Below are 21,369 nucleotides of genomic sequence, written 5' to 3' on the forward strand. Positions count from 1 at the left end.
TACCAGCGCGCCCAAAAGCTCGCAGCATCCTAAAAGGAGGACATCGCACTGAAAGCGAAAGTTGCCCAGCACGCGCATGATACACACGCGTACTGGGCGTTTTTATCGGCCGGTGGACTCGTGTGCGTTAGCCGCGCGTGACGGTGGGCTTTCAAGGTAGTCCCCAGTTGGTGGTGTGGGCAGCGTTAAACGGCTCGGCCTGGTCGAGGATCTGGCGTCTAATCTTGGCCGCTTCGTGTCCGAAAAGTCCAGTCCGGGCGTATTTTTGCAGCGTGGTCTCGCGCAAGATACGTGTGCTGGCGGTAAAAACTGCGCGGGTGGCAGTACTTAAGTTTCTTTCTACGAGGCCATCATCATGATCGGCGAGATCGGCGGCGACGCCGAAGAACATGCCGCACGCTACATCAAGGAGTACGTGACCAAACCGGTGGTGGCCAACATTGCTGGTTTTACCGCGCCGGAGGGCAAAACCATGGGGCACGCAGGAGCGATTGTCTCTGGAGGATCCGGAACCGCAGAGGGCAAGAAGGCTGCGTTAGAGGAGGCCGGCGTGAAGGTCGGCAAGACTCCGAGCTAGGCGGCGCAGCTTCTCCGGGAAGCGCTGAAATCTGCCTAGCAGATGCTTAACAAATAAAGCTTCATTGCTAGAATTAATTTCATGACCGAGAAGGATAAGAAGTGGCTCGATGAGGAGGAACTCGCTTCCTTTGTATCCCTCATGGGAGTCACCATCCGCTTAACCAACATTCTGGATGCCCAGCTGCGTGACGACGCCGGCTTGAGCTTCTTCGAGTACACCGTTCTGTCTCGTCTTTCTGAGTCGGAGAATCGTGAGATGCGCATGCGCGACCTTGCGTACACGGCGAACGGCTCGCTCTCACGGCTTAGCCAGGTGGTCACGCGCTTGGAGAAGCAAGGTTGGGTTACGCGCCGTCCAGATCCGAATGATGGCCGCACCACGCTGGCGCAGCTTACCGACGCCGGCTGGGACAAGGTTGTCGCCACCGCGCCAGGGCACGCCGCCCAGGCGCGTCGTTCCGTGATGGACAACCTCACTCGCACGCAGGTGCGCCAGCTCAACCAGATCAACGATCGCATCCTCGCGGCCATCGAGAGCGATGAACGCTACGGCGGGCGTTACTAGGTCTCATTAGCTTGGCGGCAGGCCTCTGCGCGCCGAGACGGTCTTGTCGAAAGGAATCCAAAAGCGCAGTGGTGCGTCTTTGTTCTTACTGATACCAATGCGAGGGCCTCGAACCCATTCCGGTTCGGAGGCCCTTTCCTTGATCGTGGGGATAGTGTCGTTGTCTGTGAGGTCGAGTCCTAACGCCTTACCGAGGTTCCCCGGCCCACGGGCGAGGTTATGGAAGTCGGTGGTGCCGCGGCGTCGGAAAGCGAGCTCGGTACCTTCGATGACCTCGCCGCCGCGTAGCAGGCAACCCTGGCCCGTGCCCTCCGGGGCGCACACGATGTTGCCGTTGCGGTGGATGCCATAGGAGGCATAGACGTAAAGGCGCCCGGGCGGGCCGAACATCGTGGCGTTGCGCGGGGTCGGGCCGTTGTACGTGTGCGCGGCGGGGTCCTCGGCGCCAAGGTAGGCCTCGACTTCCGTCAGGCGGATGCTGACGCCATTGAAGGTGAGCGTGGCACCCAAAAGCTGAGGCGCCACCACGTCTGCGGGAGCCGAGAAATCAATCATTAGCCCCGAGAGTAGTACTGCTTCCCCGGCTGTGGGGTGGGGATAAGAGTATCGAGGCTAACCGGCTCGAGCCCCTTGGCGCGCAGGCCGTCGATGACGCAGTTGGCAGCATTAACCGTGGTGGCGTGGATGTCATGCATGAGGATGATGCCGCCCGGCTGCGCGCCGCTGACTGCAGCGCTGCATACGTGCTCGGAGTTGCGGTCCTTCCAGTCCAGCGTGTCCACGGACCACATGGCCTCGGCTTGGCCGTTGGTTTTGGCCGCGGCGTCGACAGTGCCGTTGGTGGCGCCGTACGGTGGGCGCAGCCAACGAGGGCTCTGGCCGGTTGCCGCCTTGATGGCGCCGGCACCTGCCTTGATTTCCCCGTCGACGTCGCCGGCGGCGAGCTTGTTTAGCTCGCGGTGCGTGTTGGTGTGGTTGCCGATGGTATGCCCCTCTGCCTGCATGCGGCGCAGCAGCTCTGGGTGGGCTGTGGCGTTAGGGGCAAGCACCATGAAGCTGGCGTGTGCGTGTTTTTCGCGCAAGGTGTCGAGCAGTTGGTTGGTGAGGGTGCTGGGGCCGTCGTCGTAGGTGATGGCGACGCAGTTGGAGCAGTCAGACTTTTGCGTCGGTGCAGGTGCTGGACTCGGGGTGCGCTTTTGTGGTGCCGGCCTCGATGAACCGAGCTCTGGTGGCAAGGAGTTTAGGAAGTCATTGTTGAGCTTCTCGGCTTCTTGCTGGAGGTTCGGCAGTTGCATCTGCGGCAAGTTGGGGACCGGGAAGCGCGCTGCTGGCGCTGCGTGGGCTGAAACTGGAAGTGCGGCGGTTAGTAAGAGTGCAGCGGTAGCGGCAGCGAGGCGGCGCATGCAAAAGCCTTTCTAACGAGGGTATTTCTGTTCCTTGATTATGGTCGCTGCCGTTTCTAAAAGCCCTAGTGACACGCAACCAGAGTGAAAATAGTTAACTGTTGTGACCGGTGGGGCTAGCGGCTGAGCCGGCGATTTTCTTTCTGCGATACCCCTGGGGTAGCATTAAACGCACTGGGGCATTAGCTCAATTGGTAGAGCATCTGCTTTGCAAGCAGAAGGTCAGGAGTTCGATTCTCCTATGCTCCACAGCCCAGAAACCCGGCACCATTCGGTGCCGGGTTTCGTCGTTCCTGCGTTGTCCTCGGCCCGCCGTTTTCGAGACTCGCTTCTGCATCCCCCACAAAGGGAGCCAAGCAAAGGGGACCACCTCTCGAAGAGAGGAGAAGTGAAGGAGAGAAGGGGAGGGAGTTTAGTCGGGCCAAGTTTGGCTTAGTGGCCGTGCTCCCATTGCGCATAGGCCTTGGCGTAGCGCCCACCGCGCGCCATGAGTGAGGCGTGATCGCCGTCTTCGACGATTTCTCCTTGCTCCATCACGATGATGCGGTCCGCCTCACGAGCCTGGTCCAAGCGGTGCGCCACCACTAGGCAGGTACGCCCGCGGGTGACGGCCCGGGCGGCTTCCTCAAGCACGGCGGCGTGTTCAGAGCCGGCCTCTGAGGTGGCCTCATCCATGATGAGCACCGGCGGCTGCCGCAGCACCATGCGCGCCAGCGAGATCTGCTGGGCGGCTTCGGCGCCCATCTCCTCGTTGCCGGCGCCGATGCGGGTATCGAGGCCGTCGGGAAGCCAGCGCGAGTCTTCCGTCAATCCCACCTCGTGTAGGGCTGCCCATAGTTCCGCATCGCTAGCATGTGGCCGGGCGAGCAGAAGATCCTCGCGCAGGGTGCCGGAAAAGAGGTGGACCTCCTGGGTAATCAGCGCGACATGCTCGGTCACCCAGGTATTGGGCACCGTTGCTGTGTCGACGTCGTCAAGGCGGATGCTGCCCGCAGTGGGGTACTGCAGCCCGGCCACCAGTGCGGCCAAGGTGGACTTGCCTGCGCCTGAGGTGCCCACCAGCGCGGTCGTGGTGCCGGCCGCCAGCGTGAGGCTAATGCCGTCTAAGACCTTGGCGCCACCGGGGTAGGAGTAGCTCACGCCGTCGATATGCACCGCGGGGGCTTGCTCAAGCGGCGCTACTTCCTTGGTCGGCACGTCAGCGCCCAGCAGAGCCAGCGCCACAGCGCGGCCCAAGGAAGTTGCCGAATGCTGAATTTCCCCAGCGAAGAACAAGATGTTGAAAACGTGCATCTCTAGGCGCATGATCAGCAAGACCGCGGCCGTGGCCTGGCCTTGTGTGAGCCATCCCCACGCCACCATCGGAACCGACATCGAAAGTGAACCCAGCAGGAGCACTCCGAAAGCGATGCTGCCTTGGCCAATGATGCGGTTGATAAGCGGCACTTTGTCGCCCCAAGCCTGCACGGTGTGCCAAGAGTAGTCCTCCATGCGGCGCGTGGCCCAGCCGTCGAGGCGGAAAATCCGGAGGGTCTCCAAGGCGCGAATGGTATCGAGCAATACGTTGTTGCGGCGGGCCTCCACGGTGGAGACGGCGTTGGCCACGGCGGGGATATCGCGAATCGTTCCCTTGATAAACGGATACATCACAGCGACTGCGAGCATGCACAGCAAAAGGTAAGCCGGGTGGATGAAAGCCATGGTCAGGAAAGTAAGCGGCAGGATGAAGATGGTGACGGCGAGGCGTTCGCCCATCATGGCCACCGCCGTGACCACGGTGTCGATGTCCTTAGACAAGCGCGTGATCACGTTGCCGGTTCCCAGCTCCATCACGCGCGGCACGGGCGCGCGCAGCACCGAGTCGAGAGCTGCGGTACGCAGATCCACAGCCAGTCGGCGCGTGCGGGCGTTGATGAGATAGCCGCCGAGCGCCCGGCCGCTGACCTCAACGAGGAGGCAGGCTGCGATGATCCATAGTGCAGCAATCATCGCATTGCGCCCAGAGCCAATCACAGGGACTTCGCCGCCCTGGATGATATCAACGAGGCGGCCGAGTACCTGCGAGCCCAGGTTCATCATCAGGATGGTCAGAGTGAAGATGCCGAATACCAGCGCCAGCTTCGCCTTCGACGGCGCGGAAGGCAGCGTGCGAAGGAACTGCCAGGACTCACGGGCGGAGGCAGGAGCTAGGGCATCTGCTGCGGGTTTACTCATAGTTCTAGCACCTCCTTCGCGTTAGCCGCCCACGTCGACGCGCCGCTGATTACGACGGTGATCTGGTCCTTGCGCAAGCGCGCCACGCGCTCAGCTACCGTCGCGAGTGTTAGCGAATCCAAGCCCGTGGTGGGGTTGTCAAGCACCAAGATTTCTGGGTCCGCGGCAAGCGCGCGGGCAAGCGCAACGCGTTGGCGTTGACCGCCCGACAGGTTCAGTCCAGCCTCCCCAATGGGGGCATCCGGCAAGGTGCCAGAGTCATCAAAACCGCCGAGACGAGCGACGATGTCCTCGCAGGCCGCGGCCTCAAGCGCCGTGCGAACCTGCGATGCCGGGATGTTGCCGAGCGGATTGATGTTATCGGCCAGCGTCCCCTCCAGCACAGAAATCCGGTGCGGCGGGCACAGGGCGCCGTGAGCAGAAAGGCGGGATATGGTGGCGTCGACAAGCGCGCGCCCTTTGGTGGTCTCCGGTACCCAGACCTGCAGGCCAGGGCTTAAGGAAAGTGCATTGCCGTGCTTTGCGACGTCGCCTTTATCCAGATCCTCCAGCAACTCACCGATGCGCTCCACCGAGGCCTGAGCTCGCGCCCACGCCTCGGTGAGATGGCCCAGTGCGATCCCAAGGACGTTGAGCGCCGGTGGGGCGAGCATCGTGATACTCATCATCCCACCTGGGGAAATATTGCCCAGGTACATCTGCCATGAGGTCCATGCGAGCAGACCGATGGTAAATGCGGTGGGTACCATCTGACGCAACCAGTTCAGGCAAGCGCTAAGACGCAGCTCGCGCAGCATGTCGTCGAGGGCGGTGTGTGCAGCGGTGCCAAAGCGTTGCTTGGCCACCTCGTTAGCGCCTAGACCTTTAATAACGCGGGAGCCCTGTGCATAGTCCGTTGCGAGCGAAAGCGCCGTGTTTTCCTTTTGGCGGCGGGCTGCCGCCACGCTCGTCAACGGTTTTGCGGTGGCCCAAGATACCGCCGCGGTGACGACGGCACCTATCAAAAGCACGATGGAAACCACGGACGAGATCGGCGCTAGGCTGAAAATCGCACCCAGCAGATAGCCCACCATGGTCAGCGGAAAGTTGAGCACCTGCTTGAGCTGGCCGACGTAATGGGAATCCTCGTCCATCGTGTTGAGCAGGCGGCCCGGGTTAAGTCCGGAGGTAGAAGCGCTGAGCAGCTTCTCCAGCAGCCCGAGCCGCAGCGTATGCGTGGTGCGGGCCTGGCTGAGATCGGTGAAGGCATCCGCGGTGGCCTCGGCGAGATAGACGATGAAAAGCAGCAGTGCGGTCAACGCCACTGGAATGGCGAGCGTGCGCCAGGAAGGGTCGCTGAATGCGTATTGCGTGGCTTGGCCAATGACCACGGAGACAAGCGCGCCCAATGGCGCGTTGATGGTGGCGGAGATGAGAATGCCGGCCACGCCCACCGGCTGCGCAAAGAGCAGGCGCCGGGTTGCGCTGCGGGGTTTAGACCAATTGGTGGTTTCGGTGAGAGAGGTCTCCCCGGCGGGTGGCTGGCTTGGCAGGTACCAAGACCAGGTTTTCATGCGAGGATAGACAGTCATAGCTGCTTATCCTATAAGAAAAGGCTGCCTTCCTTTGCTCGGATTATCCGGAAAGAAAGGCAGCCTTAGCAGGTTTTATGCTCTGCAGGTTTTATGCAAGGTGGTAATTCGATACGTCGTATCCAGAGAACTCGCGGTCGATACCGTTGTCATCAACAGAACGGAAGATAGTGCCGTTCTCAATTGCAAAGCGGAGATTGTCAACACGATGTGAAGGATCCCCGCTGACGGAGCCGGCTGGGAAGTAGTAGGTCGCTCCGCTCTTGAGCTTGACAATGAGAGACTCGAAGCTCATTTACTCTCCTTGAGATAGGTTCGAAATACTCAAGAATTCAATCAGCTCTAGGTCTCTTAATCAAAGAATTGAGATCAAGACAACTTGAGTGCTACCCCCTTGCTCGGGGGATATTACTACTCCTGCTCGTCAGTCTGCAGGCGGTGCTTGCCCTCATCCTCGCGGTCATCAGTGATGCGGGAGGTATCGGCCTCAGCGGCCGCAGCTTCTTCCTTGTGCTTTGCCAGCTGCTCATCGATGGAGCCCAGCAGCTCCTCATCGCGCTCGACGACACCCTCTTCAGCGAGGTCGGAATCCTTCTTGAGGTCCTGCTCGGAGGTGGAGGTGTAGACCAAGGTGGAGCCCTCAGCCGCTGCGTCTGCGCCGCCACCGAAGTCCTCAACGCGAGGTGGAACCTCGGAAGGAGCTTCCTTGCGGATCTTGAAGAAGTAGTAAGCGCCGCCGGCAACTGCGGAGACAAGAGTCAGGATAAGGGCGAATGGCCAGAACTTGGAGCCCTTGTCTTCCTTGCGGAAGTTGACCTTCTTTGCCTTTTTCAGCTTCTTTGCGCTCTGCTTCTGCGCCTTGTTTGCGGCCTTACGTGCAGCCTTGGATTGCTTCTTTGCCTGCTTCTTGGTCTTCTTCTGCGCCTTCTTGGCATCCTTGCGAGCCTCTTCGAAGCGTTCAGATGCCTGCTTGCCAGCTTCCTGGCCGCGCTCCTTGAGCTCGGCGATGGTGCGCTCGAGACGCTCGTGGGCAGCCTGGGTTACAGCACCGGCGTTGCGGCGTGCCTCTGGGAAGAGATCCTTGCTGCGGCTTTCCGCACGTGCGGCGGCGCCTTCAAGGGCGGCATAAGCTTCGAGTTCTTTTTCCTCGCGGTAATCCTTGAAACGGCTCCACAGATTGTTCGCTAGACCGATGGAGGCGGAAATTGCGGTGGGGTTCATCCCAGATGCTCCTTAAATTAGTTTATGGTGCGCTTCACCCCAGCGTAGTGACGGCGCGAGGGCCCCGCCACTATAGCGTTTAATCCTTATGTGGATTTCCTAGCGTGCGAGGACGCGATCCGAAAGGATGCGCGCCACGCCAACGTTGCCGGAGTGGGTCAGGTGGTTGAAGAAGTTATGCGGCTCCGCAAACTCGTAGACGCCTCCCATCCAGCGCATGCCGGTCGGCGCACACATATTGTGGTCGATGGTGGCCGAACGTAGGTCAAAGTAGTTCACATGGTTTTCCTGGGCGGCCTGGAACATCGCGTGGTTAACGTTGTCTTCGATGGTGCGTACGCTGCCCAGCGCGGAGAGGTTAGCGCCTAGGCCTGGGTTCTCCTTGATGCGGATTGGGCAAATGGAGCCGTTTGCCGCAGAAAAGGCTGGATAGCCCACCAGGGTGATCTTGGCGTTCGGGGCGGCAGCGCGGATGCGGTTTATCTGATTGCGCATCGCGTTCTTATAAGCCGTGCGGTTCGGGTCAACGATGAAGTTCGTGTTGACGACGTCATTGAAACCGAACTGGATCAGCACGTTGCGCGTGCCCGGGTTGAGGGTGTGGGTATCAACCGCGTGGCCTACCTGCTGGACAAAGTCCGAGCGCGGCGTGGAGCCAGCAGCGGTAGCGCCGGAGCAAGCGTAGTTGATGACGCGCTGGCCCGAGGCGCGGCCGAGCTCGCGGCCAACGTTGGATGCGCCCTGCGGGCAGCCCTGTGGGCTCGGAGCGCCTGGGTCGCTGCCGATCTTCATGGCGCTAGACAGCTCGGCAATGGGGGAGCCGATTTGATCGAAGGTGGGGTTGGCAAAAATGGAGTCGCCGAAGAGGATCGTCTCAGATTGCTGAGCTGATGCGGCTGCCGTTCCAAGAGCTGCGGTGGTTACTACTGCAGCGCAGACAGCAGAGAGCTTGGTCAAAATCTTATGTTTTTTCAAGAGAGAGCCTCGATGTCGTTTGCGTTTGGAGCTGGTCGCAACTTGTTTAAGAGAGGTGGTACAGACAAGTCTGCCATTGGGAATTGGCCTTGATTCTACTGCTTTTTTCAGGCCGGTTACCCCCGCCGCCACGCCTTTTGGATAGACAGCTTGGTTCATTTTGGGCGATTTTTATTCGCGCAAATAAGCGTTAACCCCGCAGGCAGAACCGTTTTAAAGATAGTATCTAAAATTTAGCCCTCCTTTCTTAATAGACCGCTTGGTACATTTCATCTCAACGAAGTCGAAGTGACCAGCGAAGGAGGTGGGCATGACTCCGCGACTCTCGGCCTCTGCGCCTTTAGACCAAATCAATGAATGGACGGCTCGGGTGCGTCAGCGCACCGCGCTTTCCTTCGAAGTGATTCCGCCGCGCAACGACGCCGATGCGAGCAAGACATCTGAACTGCTTGCAGTGTTGCAGAGCTATCACCCTGATTACATCGCAGTAACCAGCTCGCAGCGCTCCGGATGGTTGCGTGGCACGGCCGCATTCATTGAGCAGATTGCGCGCACTACCTCGATGCGTCCCCTGGCGCATCTTGCTTGCACCGCCGGTGGCCCAGGGGAACTTAGCGAGTGGGTCGACGTACTCGTCGATTCCGGTGTCCGCGGATTCCTCGCACTGCGCGGGGATCTTCCGGAAGACGGCATGCCCGCGGGCTACCTGCAGCATGCTGATGAGCTAATCCGGCTCATTCGGCGTCGGGAAGCAGCGCAAGCGGCACGTTTCGCCGCAGGCAACCTGGCCGTCGGCGTGGCGTGCTATCCCAATGGTCATGCGGAATCAGCCAATGCTGATGAGGACATCGATGTCCTGCTGGCCAAACAGCGCCTGGGCGCGAATTTCGCCATAACGCAGCTCTTCTTCGACCCGGAAGACTACGCGCGCTTTTATCAACGCGCCCGGCTCGCCGGCGTGCGTATCCCGCTTATCCCCGGAATCATGCCGATGACCAGCGTGGCCCGCCTTGAGCGAATGGCGGGGCTGTCCGGGCTCGACGTCCCGCCAAAAGTGCGGGCAGCGCTCGCGGCAGCGAAAACCCCAGAAGAAGAACAAGAAATCGGTATGGAGCTCACGGCCGAACTCGCGCGCGGCGTTCTGCGCGCAGGCGCGGAGGGCCTCCATATATATACGCATAACAACCCAGCCATCACCCAAGACCTACTGAGCAGAATCGGAGTAAATCGATGAACGCACCATTTCCTCACACAACCATCGAAGGCTATCCGCGCGTCGGCGCGAACCGCGAGCTAAAGCGCGCACTCGAGGCCTTCTGGGCCGACAAGATCAATGAGGAGACCTTTGAATCGGCCACGCACTCGCTGCGCCTTGATACCTATGCCCGCTTACATGACCTCGGCCTGCGCGAGGATTATGCAATCCCGGCGGACGTGGCCTATTACGACCACGTCCTCGAAACCGCGCTGACGGTGGGCGCAGTCGAGGGCGAAACCCTTGCCGATGAGTTTCGTCTTGCGCGCGGAAATGCACAGGCAGCACCACTGGAGATGACCAAGTGGTTCGACACCAACTATCATTACATCGTCCCAGAAATTGCTGACGAGCAGGAGTTTCAGGCGCGTCCGCAGCGCGTGCTGAAGCTGGTAGAGGAAGCCCGGCAAGCAGGCCACAAGGTGCGCCCAGTGCTGGTGGGTCCTGTGACGCTGCTTGCGCTGTCCAAGCCGGCGGAAGGTTCCCACACCCAGCCTCTCGAGCACCTGGGCAAGCTGGTGGATTCCTATATCGAGGTGCTTGGGTACCTGCATGCGGCGGGCGTGGAGTGGATTCAGCTCAACGAGCCTGCGCTGGTGGCTGATCTGCAGGCAGCAGATGACGCTACGCTTGCCGACGCCCTTATTCAGGCCTACGAACGCATCCTCGGCACTGCGAAGCGCCCACAGATCTACCTGACCACGCCTTATGGCGCAGCTCGCAGGGGATTGGACGCGATTGCGAAGCTACGCCCAGAAGCAGTCCAGGTGGACTTGAGCGTGGGAACCCTGGCGCTGGAACCAGATTATTTGGAGCGCGTAGCGCAGTTGCCGGTGCACGTGAGCGCGGGCCTTGTTGATGGCCGCAATGTGTGGGCGGCGAACCTGCGCGATCTGCGTGCCAAGCTGGAGCAGCTTCCGGGCGCCTCGGTTACTACCTCGGTATCTTTGCAGCACGTTCCGCATACCGTCGTTGCCGAAACCACATTGCCAGTTGACGTCGCGACGTGGTTCTCCTTCGCTGATGAAAAGGTACGCGAGGTCGTGGCCCTTTTCGCCGGCCCGCTTGATGCCCCAGAGGCTTATGCCCAGGCTGATCGCGCGGTGCGTACCCGGGCGGAATCGGCGCGCACGCATAACCGGGACGTCGCCAAGCGCACGGCAGGGCTGCCGGAAGGGCAGGTCCAGCGTCAGCCGCTGTTTGCCGAGCGCATCGAGGAGCAGAAGTCCCTGGGCCTGCCGCAGCTTCCGACCACCACGATCGGTTCCTTCCCACAGACCCAGGAGATTCGTGCCGCGCGCGCCGCGCACCGCAAGGGCGAGCTTTCCGACGCCGATTATGAAAAGGCGTTGCGCAAGGAGGTCGCGCAGGTCATCGACCTGCAAGAACGTCTAGGGCTGGACGTACTCGTGCACGGCGAGCCGGAGCGCAATGACATGGTGCAGTACTTCGCGGAGCTGCTCGATGGCTTCGTGGTCACTGAAAATGGCTGGGTGCAGTCTTATGGCTCGCGCTGTACTCGTCCGCCAATCGTTGTCGGTGACATCTCCCGCCCGCAGCCGATGACGGTGGAGTGGGCCAAGTACGCGCAGTCGCTATCTGCAAAGCACGTCAAGGGAATGCTCACCGGTCCAGTAACCATCCTCGCGTGGTCCTTTACCCGCGATGACGTGCATCAATCAGTCTCCGCGGATCAGCTGGGTGTGGCGCTGGCTGACGAGGTGCATGACCTCGAAGACGCCGGCATCAGCATCATCCAGATCGACGAGCCCGCACTGCGGGAGCTGCTGCCGCTGCGTCAAGAAGAACGCCAGGCTTACCTTGATTGGGCAGTGCGTGCTTTCCGTTTGGTTGCCCTCGAGGCGCAACCGACCACTCAGATTCATACGCACCTGTGCTACTCCGAGTTCGGGCAGATCATCGATGCGGTGGCAGGCCTCGATGCCGATGTCACCTCCATCGAGGCGGCGCGCTCACGCATGGAGCTGCTGCAAGACATCGATGAGAAGTTCCACTCGGAGATTGGCCCAGGCATCTATGACATCCACTCGCCGCGCATCCCATCCGTGGCGGAGATGGCCGAGCTCATCCGTGCAGCATTACGCCATGTGCCGGCTGAGCGGCTGTGGATTAACCCAGACTGTGGTCTTAAGACCCGCGGCTACGCCGAGACGGAAGCGGCTTTGCGCAATCTCGTCTTGGCACGCGAGGAAGTGCTGGCCTCCGCGCTAGAACCCCAATTGGTCTAGGCCAGAAATATCGCCCGAGCCGTCGCGACGCAGGTGCACCGCTTGCAGCCCGGCGGCGCGGGCGCCCTCGACGTCGTTAGCCAGCGAGTCACCCACCATCAGCGTTTCTGCGGGAGTAGAACCCACCACCTGGCAGCCAGCCAGGTAGGCGGTGGCCTGCGGTTTAGGGATTCCCAGATCCACCGTGGCGATGAGACGCACCTCTGGCAGATCTAACTTGCCGGCCCGCAGCTTTGCCTCCTGCATCTCGCGGGCGCCGTTGGTGAGGACGCCAACGCGAAGACCTGCTTGCAGGGCTCGCTGCAGGGCGGGCAGGGCGTCGGCAAAAGCGCGCCAATTGCGCTGGTATGCGGCAAGATAACCCGAATAGGCCTGCAATGCGTCGTGCTCCGAAAGGTCTTTTTCTAGAAACTCGCGGCAACGGGCGATGCGCTGGCCATGATGGGTGACCTCGCCGCGCTCATAGGCGGCGAACCACTTGCGCTCGATGGCGGCAAAGCGTTCATGTTGGCCAGTGGGAAGCCCTAGCTCGCGGCACCATTCGTCGAGACCCTCGCGCATAGCCGAGGTATGGTCCATCAAAGTGTCATCGAGGTCGAAGAGCACAGCGCGAATCATAGGCTCAAGCATAGTGATCGCTTAGGGCGTTATGTCATTTGCGGCGCGCGAGCAAGAAATTCCATACAATAGTCGGCATGACTCAGAAGACCGCAACTGCAACGATGCACACCAATCACGGTGATATCGTTATCGACCTGTTCGGTAACCATGCACCGGTAACCGTGGAGAACTTCATCGGCCTGGCAAAGGGCGAGAAGGACTACTCCACCCAGAACGCAAAGGGCGAGCAGTCCGGACCGTTCTACGATGGCGCAATTTTCCACCGCATCATTGATAACTTCATGATCCAGGGTGGCGACCCAACCGGCACCGGCCGTGGCGGCCCTGGCTACCAGTTCCAGGATGAGTTCCACCCAGAGCTGCAGTTCGACCGTCCATTCCTGCTGGCTATGGCAAATGCTGGCCCAGGCACCAACGGCTCCCAGTTCTTCATCACTGTGGCTGCGACCCCGCACCTGAACAACCACCACACCATCTTTGGTGAGGTCACCGACCCGGCATCCCAGGAAGTCGTGTCCAAGATCGCCAAGGTTGATACGGACCGCATGGACCGCCCACGTGAGGACGTCATCATCGAGTCCATCGAGATCGCCTAAGAGCTCTTAACAATTGAGCCCACCACCACTTATTAAAAGTGGCGGTGGGCTCATTGAAGTTTTTGGGGAAAATATGGAAAAGACATTGCGCAACTACCTAAAACAAGCGCCGGTCACCGCAACAGTCATCGCCTTTTGCGCCTTGACGTGGGCGGCTACCGCCATCCAGTCGCATTCGCTTACTGCGTCCTACTACGGCTCTTCGCTGGCCTATGACTGGACGTTGTGGGGCCCGGACTTTGAGGCTGCACCGTTGACGGCGATAAGTGCCGGGTTTATGCATATCGATCTCGGACACCTAGCGGTGAACATGTTTCTGCTTTTGCTCGTAGGACGCGAAATCGAGCAGGCCCTAGGTGGGGCGTTGTATGCCTGTGTATATCTGCTCTCTTTGCTGGGCGCCTCAGCGGCCGTGCTAGGGATGGATTACCAAACACCGACGGTGGGGGCCTCGGGAGCTATCTATGCACTGCTGGCATTGCTGGTAGGGCTCTACAACTCTCGCGGTATGGATCTGCGGGCACCCATTGTTCTTGTAGTGGCCAACGTGGCTTATACGTTTTTGATGTCCGGTGTATCCCTATGGGGTCATTTGGGTGGTTTGTTCACAGGCGTGATTCTCGCATTTTTTGTTTTTAACAGCCGTCGGGGAGTGCGATGGACCGGAGTTTTCACGGTTTTCTTGGCTTTAAGTTTCTTTTTAGGCCTTCAAGCTGGGTTTTGGGGATAACTCCGGCGAGTTATTCACCAAAACGCTTGTGCGAAAGAATTCCACAGTAGTTATCCACAATGTGGATAACTACATTTTTGTAATTTCTCGAACGCATGGCCGGAGTTTTGCCTGATCACGCAGGCAAGAAGACTTACATCCTTGCAATTTAACCCCTGTGGAAGTGCGTGAAAACTGTTATCCACAGGCTGTGGAAGAAACCTGGGGAATTTGATTTTCACAGAGTTATCCCCAGCCTGTGGATAACTTTCTTCCCATCTTGTTGGCAACTCGGGAACGGGGGGGCAGAAGCGGGTGTGTACGAAAGGACAATTTTGGCTGCGCGCGGAGTCAAAAATAGCTGGGAAAATTCTGGAAAATGCAAGCTCAAGTGGCGATTATCCGAAAGTATCTGAGGTATTGAAGGATGCGATGGTGGCCTACTAGCGTCATGTGAGTAGTTCACAGCGCGTGGAGGGAGAGACCGCGCCGCTGTGAACCTCAAACTTCAAAAAATAGTGAATAAAAGGAAACGTAGCGATGCGCATTCCCCGCCTCCGTCTCAGCTACTACGTAGCAGCCGCCGCACTGTCTGCGGCAAGCCTCGTTGCCCCTGCTGCGGCACACGCAGAGATCCCCGCCATGCCACAGGGCTATCCGATTGAGAATCTCTACAAGGAGTGCAGCCCAGCAGAAGCTACTGCAGCGGGTTATCCGGATTGGCACTTTGGTGAAACTGGCCGCCGTTACCTTTCGGATGGCACCATCCAGTTCACCAACACCACCAAGCAGACGGTTCCGTACACCGCCACCGTCGAATCCGGTACTAATCACGAGATCGAAGCAAACTCTGCCGCCAAGTGGCCTTCCAACTGGAACACCACCGCAAAGGCAGACATCGGTCTGACTCTGTCCAACGGCTGGATAGAGGGGGAAACCATCGGGCCGATCAAGCTTGCGCCTGGCGATTCCTTCCGCGTGGAATACGGCACCGTGGAAAAAGACTTCATTTCCATGTTTGTGGACTGCAAGGATGGCATCTACACCAATATCCAGGGTGCAAATGTCATCCGTGGTACCGCACCGGCCGAGCGTTATGCCTGGGCAACCGTAATCCACGCCGACGGCACCGTTGATGACCAAGCGCTTGAGATTCCTTCCCGCGCGCCGGGTGCGAACAGCAAGGTTGTTGACGGTGGCTACAATGCCGTCTCCGGCCCAAGCCTGGAGAAGATTGCCGATGAAAAGCAGGACCATGTGGTCAACCCTGCGACCGATCTGCAGCGCGAGAATTGGCCGAGCGAAGGTGAAGAGTGCACCGCTGGCGATATGCAGTGGTACCCGAACACCATTGAGGGCGTAGCTCCTACTTTCCGAAAGCCGGGCTTTTCCCAGGACTTCATGAACTGGACTGAGGCTGACTACACCTATCGTGGCATCACCGACCACCTGGTGGGCGCGCAGTACAACGGCCAGATGAACTGGCTGGGCAATAAAGGCCGCTTGCCGGAGGGCTGGCTCGGCTCCATCGGTGCCGCACAGCGTGCCTACATGCCGGTGGGTACCGCGCTGGCGCCGCTCGACCTTAAGCCAGGTGAGCGCGCACGCATCGAATACGGCACCACCATGATGCGCGTGAACTACAGCGAGCTGCACTGTGGCCGCGACGGAAAGTACAGCCTCGTTCACGACTTCAAGCAGGCCTCTGCGCCGGCAGGTTTCTGGGCAGAAGCCACCGTCACCGGCAAGGATGGCTCGACCCGCAAGGTTGACGTCACCCCAGATGAGTGGCGTGACCTACCAGTTGCGACCCAGACCGCCTATTAACACTATCGACACCGCCTACCAACCCCACTTTCTTTCTCACTAAATAGGAGTAACACCATGCGCTTTAACCGCACTCTCGCACTGGCAGCATCCGCAATTGCTGCAACTTCCATCGCCGCTGCACCAGCAATGGCACTGCCTGCCGTTAACCACGGCGCTGCTAACCCGACCACCATCGGTGAAAAGTGCGTCAACCCAGGCGATACCGGCCAGACCGTTGAGATTGTCCGCACCTACTTTGATGGTTCCGCAGGCACCTGGACCGTCTCCAACTACAACGCTGAGCCGCTGCCACTGACCCGTTCCATCAAGGAGACCAAGACCAAGACCTGGAACGTTTCCGTAGGCGTTGACTTCGACATCTTGAAGCTGGTCAACATCAAGTTCAACGCTGGTTACACCGATTCCCAGACCTACGAGGTGGGCGAGACCGTCGGTCCGTACAACGTTGCACCTGGTAAGACCGCCGTCATGCGCGCGGGCTGGGTTGTCTCCGACTTTGAAGGCGAGAAGACCGTGTGCGGCCAGGACGGAACCTGGCAGGGCACCGGCGAGACCTTCACCGCGTCGCTGCCAGCAGAGCGCCACGTTGAGGTTTCTACTCGCGACAACATGAAGTTCAACTAAGGGAGGCAACTGTGCGCAAGTTTGCACGCATCGCCGCAGCATTGCTGGTGGCAGTAAGTGCGGCCACTCCGGCTGCGCAGGCTGTCGACGGCGCGGCTTCCTACCGCCTGCCGCAGCGCTGGAATGATGACTACAAGCCGGGCACGCACTGTGCAACACCGGGCGCACAGGGCACCTATGTCACGGCGGAGCGCATGTGGTTTAAGCAGACTGATGCCGCCAGCGTGGCTAATCGCAACGACTACACTGTTCCAGTCAGCCACACCGTGACTGATAAGCGTACGCAGACCACTGAGGTCAGCGTTTCAGTGAAGCCAATCGGCGACATTGAAAAGTACATGTCGAACACGTTTGGCTTTAACTTCGTCCACCAGATCCATTGGAGCCTCGGTCAAAAGATTGGCCCCTACGATTTGGAAGCCAATCAGCAAGGCAAGCTCGTGTGGGGCTTTATGATGCTCGACGCGGATTCGCAGGATGTACGTTGTTCTGAGGATCAGCAGTGGGTAGAAAAGGGTGCGCCGTACTTTGTCAGCGTACCGTACTCGCGCTATTCGGAGCTACGCATTGACGACGCCCCGGTGTATTAAGCCGTGTTCTAGCCTCAGTGCCTAGCTACCTGCCCCGCCTAAAATCTTGGTTACAAGATTTAGGCGGGTGCTTGCGTTAAAGGTGATGATGAGGCTGGAGACGTGCTTTTTCACCGAAGATTCTGAGATCTCCAGCGCTGCTGCGATCTCGGAATTCGAATTGCCCTGTAGCAGCAGTTTGAGCACATTGATCTCGTTGGTGCTGAGGTGATGCGTCTCGATGGCGGTGGCGACCGGATCCTTACGGGGCGCATCCCCGATGTATCCCACCAGGCGGTGCATCGCTACGGGTGCAACGACGGTGCCGCCGTGGATGGCCTCCCGGACAGCATCGATGATGGATTGCGGTCGCTGATTTTTCAGAATGTAACCAGCGCCGCCCTCTTGCAGAATCTTGAGCATGGTGTCATCGGAGTCAAAGGATGTCACCGCCAAGAAAACTGGCGGGTAGGGCCTTTCCTTGATTTTGCGCAGCAAAGTGATGCCGTCCATCGTGGGCATATGAATATCTGCCAAGACGATGTCGGCATCAACGTTGTCCAGCATCGAGAGGCATTCTGCGCCATTAGCTGCCTCAGCTACCACCTCGATGTCATCGGTGGTTTCGAAATAAAGCCGCAGTGACGAGCGGACCAGCGGGTCATCATCAACGAGAAAGACTCTTATGGACATCGAGGCTTAGTGGCGGTATTTTGCGCACCACCAGCGCTGCGGGCTGGTGGAGCAACGCAAAGCGTTTGCAAAGTCTTCCGCCTGAGAGGTGTAGTAGGTAAATCCGCCGGTGTAGGCGGTCTCAGTCTGAGTAGCAGACTCAGCGGCACTGGAAGAACCGAAGGAAGAAGCAGCGCTAGCAAATGGGGTGCTGGTAAGGCACAGTACGGCGCCGGCAGCGGCTGCAGCAGAACGAAAACGCATGTGGATACTCCTATTGGGGAGAGAAATAAAGACGATAGGCCTTAGCCTACTACAAGGTAAGTTTATCTGCGCACCATGTTGGAAATTGGGATATAAAGCGCACTTACCCACTTACCATTGTGGGGGCCGCTGCTGAAAGTGCCGTTTGCTGCAGCAACTCTTTTTTCGATTTCTGAAAGACCCAGTCTAGTCGTCATATGTTGATCTGCCTGGGCTTCAGCGATGAGTGAATGGACTTCTATATCGAGACCGCGGTAATTGCGTCGTAGTCGGATGGTGATTTCGGAACCTGCTTCGGCATATTTGATCAAGTTGGCGCTAAGTTCTGAAAAGACCAAATGCAGATCGTTGGGCAAAGCCATGGAACGCGCCAATTTCCCGAGCTTTCCTTTCACAGTGCATTCGAAACCATGGCTTCTCAGGAAGCTCTGCATCTCTTCCAGTTCTTCTGCGATGGTCGAGCGTGCTTTCTTTAACGTTGGAAGGTCCTCGTTTTTCATAAGGCGCAGCAGATCGCGGACCTCACCCATTGCCTTGCGTGCGTCATCCGCGATGGCTGTGGAGTTCTCAGCCACCTTCGGGTTGGTTTCTAGAAGGCCGAGTGTTTCTGAGCGCATGACCACCGAGGTTAACGTCGTTGCCACGGAATCATGCAGCGTGGTCATCAGCGCGTGTCGGTATTCCTGGTTCCTCTGCTCAGCGGCGAGCCTGCGTTGGCGCGCCTTTTTTAGCCAAACGCCGAAAATGATACCCAGCAAATTGATCGCGGACACCAGAACAAAGCTAAAGAGGTCGAGCGAGGTGCAGATGCCCTGTGCAGGATCGATAATGGAAAGAAGTACCAGCACCAGTCCTGGGATAACGGCGTGAGTCCATGGACGTCGGTAGGAAATTAGCCCAACGATGACTGCGCTCCATGCGACCAATAAGAACGAGCGCCATTCAGTATGCCATGTGCAAATACCAAAAAGCGCGCTATAAGCCGCAGCCGCCCACAGCGGGTGGTTCATACCGAGCGGGGTAAGTGCCACACCAAGGACGGCGAGCAACAGCGCACCGGGGGAGAGGAATAGTGGATCGATGGCCACGGTCAGCATCACGGCGATGATGAAGCCGACGCCGGCGAAGCTATAGAACCTCGTAGAGCTCATGGCAGGGTGATGAAGTTTAGCGCCAGCCCATCGTCATGAGCAGGCCGATGATGGCTAGGCCGAAACCGATGCCGTAATTCCATGGGCCCAGTTCCTGCATGAATGGGATGGACTCGCCGGCCAAGTAGTTGACCACGAGCCACAGCAGGCCGATGATCATCAGGCCCAGCATGATGGCGATGTACCACTTTGGCGTGCCCTCGGAATTGATCTTGACCGGAGTGCGGTTGGCCGCAGAGCTAGAGGACTGCGGAACGCCCGAGCTCTGGGTGATCTTTGACTTTGGCATTGCTAAACCTTCAACTTTTCTTTAGGCATTCTTTTTAACGGTTACTTTAGCAGGCGAAATTCGCTTGCTACTAGCGCGGGAGCAGCTCCGTGGTGGTGAACTCCCAGACGCGGAGCTCCACGGTTGCGTTCTTGCGAATAGTATCGCCCGCATTCACAGAAGCCCAGCCCACGCGGCCGTTATCCACCAGCGCACCGGTAGGAACAACGGGGCCGGTGCGCACGCTACCCTGCCAGCCGGCAGAGCGCAGTGCGGACTCAGCCTCAGAAGGCGTCTTGTGCAACAGGTTCGGTGCCGTGATGAGCATGCCATTGGAGACCTCAATCGTGACGGTCTCACCCTTGGCCAGCTTGCCGCCCTGGCTGCTGACGGATAGAACGCGGTCTGCCGGTTCCTGGGAGTCCACGACGTTGACGTTGACCTCAAAGCCCACCGACTCCAGCATGCTGACAGCGCGGTCTTGTGGCATACCGGTTACGTCAGGGACCTTCGCCTCCTCCTTGCCCTTGGACACGGTGACCTTGACCTTTGAGCCCTTAGACAGCTGCGAGCCGCCGGCGGGATTCTGAGAAATGATCTGGCCGGCAGGAGCATCGTCGTTTTTCTCTTCGACCTGCTCGTTGAGGGAAAGCCCGGCGTCGCTAAGCGCCTTGCCCGCCTCTTCCAAGGTCATACCGGAGAGATCCGGCACATCGGTGATCTCGTCACCGGAGGAAACAGTCAACGTAATCGAGGAACCCTTCTGCAGCTCCGAACCCGGCGCAGGGTTCACGCGGATTGCCTGGCCACGCTTAATATCCGGGTTAGCTTCTTCGTTGACGGTAACCAGCAGGCCCATCTTCTCGAGTTCGGCGACGACCTCGTTGCGTGGGCGCTTTTCTACCTCGGGAACAACGACCATATTGGCGCGGGCGGTCGCCTCCTCTTGCTGCTGAGCAGCACGATCTTCCTCGCGCGAGGCATTCCAGAAGTCCCAAGCAAAGTAGCCCATGATGGCAACCAACAGGCCCGCCAAGAAAAGCGCGAGCCACTTCAAGCCATTGCCGCCCTCTTCTTCCTCTTCCGGGCGAGTGGATTGCACAGGAGCGCGATGTGCACCCACAACGGGAGAGACCATCGAAGTCGCTTGCTCTTCCTCGCTAACGTGGCCGCGCGCAGCTTCAGTGAGCTGGCCATTGGCCATGCGCTGCAGGTCTTCGCTCATCTCCCAGGCGGATTGGTACCGATCCGCCGGGTGCTTGGCCATGGCAGTCAGAATGACCGCATCGATGTTGAGGCGCTGGGTATTAGTCAGGTGCGTCGTGTCGATGTACTGCGAAGGCGGAATCGGCTCTTCTTGAACGTGCTGGTACGCCACCGCGAACGGAGTCTCGCCCTCGAAAGGGGTGCGGCCGGTGACGGCCTCGTACATCACGCAGCCCAATGCGTAGACATCGGAGCGTGCATCCGCTGGGTTTCCACGGGCCTGCTCCGGGGATAGGTACTGAGCAGTACCTATGACCGCAGAGGTCTGTGTCATGGCGGAGGTTGAATCATCGAGCGCACGCGCGATGCCGAAGTCCATCACCTTCACCTGGCCGGTGTTGGTGAGCATGATGTTGGCGGGCTTGATGTCGCGGTGAATGATGCCGGCCTCGTGGGAAGCCTGCAGTGCATTTGCCACGGGTGCCAGCAGCTGCGCTGCTTCCTGAGCTGGAAGTGGGCCGTCTTCACGAACGATATCGCGCAGGGTACGGCCGTTGACCAGCTCCATCACGATGTAGGGGATCGCCATGCCATCGACGGTCTTTTCACCGGTATCGAAAACAGAGACGATGTTGGGATGGTTCAGTTTGCCGGAGTTTTGAGCCTCGCGGCGGAAGCGCTCACGGAAATTAATGTCACGCGCCATTTCGGGGCGCAGCATCTTGACAGCAACCGCGCGCCCCAGAACCGTGTCTTCGGCGTCATAAACCTCAGACATGCCGCCGGATCCGATGACCTGGCGAAGGTGGTAGCGGTCATTGACCATG

At 59.1% G+C, this 21,369-nt stretch carries 21 protein-coding genes, 1 tRNA gene and 1 pseudogene; 10 read left to right on the plus strand and 13 right to left on the minus strand.

The window, feature by feature from the left end; all coding sequences use genetic code 11:
• Positions 1-343: 343 nt before the first annotated feature.
• Both HMPREF3155_RS10940 and HMPREF3155_RS10945 read left to right on the plus strand, forming a co-directional pair.
• Positions 344-577, plus strand: a pseudogene (locus HMPREF3155_RS10940) (succinate--CoA ligase subunit alpha); the annotation flags it as partial.
• 81 nt (positions 578-658) lie between these two features.
• Positions 659-1,144 carry a MarR family winged helix-turn-helix transcriptional regulator gene (locus HMPREF3155_RS10945; RefSeq protein WP_061925562.1) on the plus strand — a complete coding sequence of 162 codons (486 nt, stop codon included), beginning with the start codon at positions 659-661 and terminating at the stop codon, positions 1,142-1,144.
• A 6-nt stretch (positions 1,145-1,150) separates the two neighbouring features.
• On the opposite strand, the gene HMPREF3155_RS10950 is transcribed toward HMPREF3155_RS10945, so the two are convergent.
• Together HMPREF3155_RS10950 and HMPREF3155_RS10955 are read right to left on the minus strand one after the other, a co-directional pair.
• The gene (locus HMPREF3155_RS10950; protein ID WP_070433319.1) at positions 1,151-1,699 is read right to left on the minus strand and encodes a DNA-3-methyladenine glycosylase; all 549 of its coding nucleotides are present in this window, start codon (positions 1,697-1,699) and stop codon (positions 1,151-1,153) included.
• Complete coding sequence (locus HMPREF3155_RS10955; RefSeq protein ID WP_070433320.1) at positions 1,699-2,547, minus strand: polysaccharide deacetylase family protein; 849 nt, start codon at positions 2,545-2,547, stop codon at positions 1,699-1,701. Before HMPREF3155_RS10955 ends, HMPREF3155_RS10950 begins: the two co-directional genes overlap by 1 nt.
• Positions 2,548-2,723: 176 nt before the next feature.
• Between HMPREF3155_RS10955 and HMPREF3155_RS10960 the strand changes: the two genes are divergently transcribed.
• Positions 2,724-2,796 (plus strand) — tRNA-Ala (locus HMPREF3155_RS10960).
• A 183-nt stretch (positions 2,797-2,979) separates the two neighbouring features.
• On the opposite strand, the gene HMPREF3155_RS10965 is transcribed toward HMPREF3155_RS10960, so the two are convergent.
• From HMPREF3155_RS10965 to HMPREF3155_RS10985, 5 genes are all read right to left on the minus strand, one after another.
• The gene (locus HMPREF3155_RS10965) at positions 2,980-4,761 is read right to left on the minus strand and encodes an ABC transporter ATP-binding protein (protein ID WP_070433321.1); all 1,782 of its coding nucleotides are present in this window, start codon (positions 4,759-4,761) and stop codon (positions 2,980-2,982) included.
• Positions 4,758-6,332: an ABC transporter transmembrane domain-containing protein gene (locus HMPREF3155_RS10970; protein ID WP_070433322.1), complete on the minus strand. Its 1,575-nt coding sequence runs from the start codon at positions 6,330-6,332 to the stop codon at positions 4,758-4,760. The genes HMPREF3155_RS10965 and HMPREF3155_RS10970 overlap by 4 nt, the downstream gene beginning before the upstream one ends.
• 91 nt (positions 6,333-6,423) lie before the next feature.
• Complete coding sequence (locus HMPREF3155_RS10975; RefSeq protein WP_062036471.1) at positions 6,424-6,627, minus strand: hypothetical protein; 204 nt, start codon at positions 6,625-6,627, stop codon at positions 6,424-6,426.
• A gap of 116 nt (positions 6,628-6,743) precedes the next feature.
• Entirely contained in the window at positions 6,744-7,553 is an 810-nt protein-coding gene (locus tag HMPREF3155_RS10980) for a hypothetical protein (protein WP_070433323.1), read from the minus strand.
• A 99-nt stretch (positions 7,554-7,652) separates the two neighbouring features.
• Positions 7,653-8,528: a GDSL-type esterase/lipase family protein gene (locus HMPREF3155_RS10985; RefSeq protein ID WP_168162318.1), complete on the minus strand. Its 876-nt coding sequence runs from the start codon at positions 8,526-8,528 to the stop codon at positions 7,653-7,655.
• A gap of 310 nt (positions 8,529-8,838) precedes the next feature.
• Between HMPREF3155_RS10985 and HMPREF3155_RS10990 the strand changes: the two genes are divergently transcribed.
• Together HMPREF3155_RS10990 and metE are read left to right on the plus strand one after the other, a co-directional pair.
• Positions 8,839-9,762 (plus strand): methylenetetrahydrofolate reductase, encoded by a 924-nt coding sequence (locus HMPREF3155_RS10990; protein WP_070433324.1) that lies wholly within the window; start codon positions 8,839-8,841, stop codon positions 9,760-9,762.
• Positions 9,759-12,032, plus strand: coding sequence for a 5-methyltetrahydropteroyltriglutamate--homocysteine S-methyltransferase (gene metE, locus HMPREF3155_RS10995; protein ID WP_070433325.1), 2,274 nt, complete (start codon positions 9,759-9,761; stop codon positions 12,030-12,032). Before HMPREF3155_RS10990 ends, metE begins: the two co-directional genes overlap by 4 nt.
• Here metE and HMPREF3155_RS11000 read toward each other — a convergent pair.
• A complete protein-coding gene (locus HMPREF3155_RS11000; protein WP_061925731.1) occupies positions 12,012-12,650 on the minus strand; it encodes an HAD family hydrolase in 639 nt (212 codons plus the stop codon). The two genes, metE and HMPREF3155_RS11000, sit on opposite strands and share 21 nt — an antisense overlap.
• A 77-nt stretch (positions 12,651-12,727) precedes the next feature.
• On the opposite strand from HMPREF3155_RS11000, the gene HMPREF3155_RS11005 reads away from it, so the two are divergent.
• The 5 genes from HMPREF3155_RS11005 to HMPREF3155_RS11025 all read left to right on the plus strand — a co-directional run bounded on the left by HMPREF3155_RS11005 (position 12,728) and on the right by HMPREF3155_RS11025 (position 17,002).
• A complete protein-coding gene (locus HMPREF3155_RS11005; RefSeq protein ID WP_061925588.1) occupies positions 12,728-13,249 on the plus strand; it encodes a peptidylprolyl isomerase in 522 nt (173 codons plus the stop codon).
• A gap of 13 nt (positions 13,250-13,262) precedes the next feature.
• The gene (locus HMPREF3155_RS11010; RefSeq protein WP_246817731.1) at positions 13,263-13,979 is read left to right on the plus strand and encodes a rhomboid family intramembrane serine protease; all 717 of its coding nucleotides are present in this window, start codon (positions 13,263-13,265) and stop codon (positions 13,977-13,979) included.
• A 519-nt stretch (positions 13,980-14,498) separates the two neighbouring features.
• Complete coding sequence (locus tag HMPREF3155_RS11015) at positions 14,499-15,785, plus strand: hypothetical protein (RefSeq protein ID WP_070433326.1); 1,287 nt, start codon at positions 14,499-14,501, stop codon at positions 15,783-15,785.
• 57 nt (positions 15,786-15,842) lie between these two features.
• A complete protein-coding gene (locus HMPREF3155_RS11020; RefSeq protein WP_070433327.1) occupies positions 15,843-16,412 on the plus strand; it encodes a hypothetical protein in 570 nt (189 codons plus the stop codon).
• Between the two features lie 11 nt (positions 16,413-16,423).
• The gene (locus HMPREF3155_RS11025; RefSeq protein WP_061925596.1) at positions 16,424-17,002 is read left to right on the plus strand and encodes a hypothetical protein; all 579 of its coding nucleotides are present in this window, start codon (positions 16,424-16,426) and stop codon (positions 17,000-17,002) included.
• 21 nt (positions 17,003-17,023) lie between these two features.
• On the opposite strand, the gene HMPREF3155_RS11030 is transcribed toward HMPREF3155_RS11025, so the two are convergent.
• The 5 genes from HMPREF3155_RS11030 to pknB form a co-directional block, all read right to left on the minus strand.
• Positions 17,024-17,674 (minus strand): response regulator, encoded by a 651-nt coding sequence (locus tag HMPREF3155_RS11030; protein ID WP_061925599.1) that lies wholly within the window; start codon positions 17,672-17,674, stop codon positions 17,024-17,026.
• 6 nt (positions 17,675-17,680) lie between these two features.
• Complete coding sequence (locus HMPREF3155_RS11035) at positions 17,681-17,917, minus strand: hypothetical protein (RefSeq protein WP_061925602.1); 237 nt, start codon at positions 17,915-17,917, stop codon at positions 17,681-17,683.
• Positions 17,918-17,979: 62 nt separating this feature from the next.
• Positions 17,980-19,068 carry a sensor histidine kinase gene (locus HMPREF3155_RS11040; protein WP_061925605.1) on the minus strand — a complete coding sequence of 363 codons (1,089 nt, stop codon included), beginning with the start codon at positions 19,066-19,068 and terminating at the stop codon, positions 17,980-17,982.
• Between the two features lie 16 nt (positions 19,069-19,084).
• On the minus strand, positions 19,085-19,357 hold the full coding sequence (gene crgA / locus HMPREF3155_RS11045; RefSeq protein WP_061925608.1) for a cell division protein CrgA: 273 nt from the start codon (positions 19,355-19,357) through the stop codon (positions 19,085-19,087).
• Between the two features lie 70 nt (positions 19,358-19,427).
• On the minus strand, positions 19,428-21,368 hold the full coding sequence (gene pknB, locus HMPREF3155_RS11050; protein WP_070433328.1) for a Stk1 family PASTA domain-containing Ser/Thr kinase: 1,941 nt from the start codon (positions 21,366-21,368) through the stop codon (positions 19,428-19,430).
• Between the last annotated feature and the right edge of the window lies 1 nt (position 21,369).

It is taken from the genome of Corynebacterium sp. HMSC06D04, assembly GCF_001807315.1.
GTDB lineage: Bacteria > Actinomycetota > Actinomycetes > Mycobacteriales > Mycobacteriaceae > Corynebacterium > Corynebacterium simulans.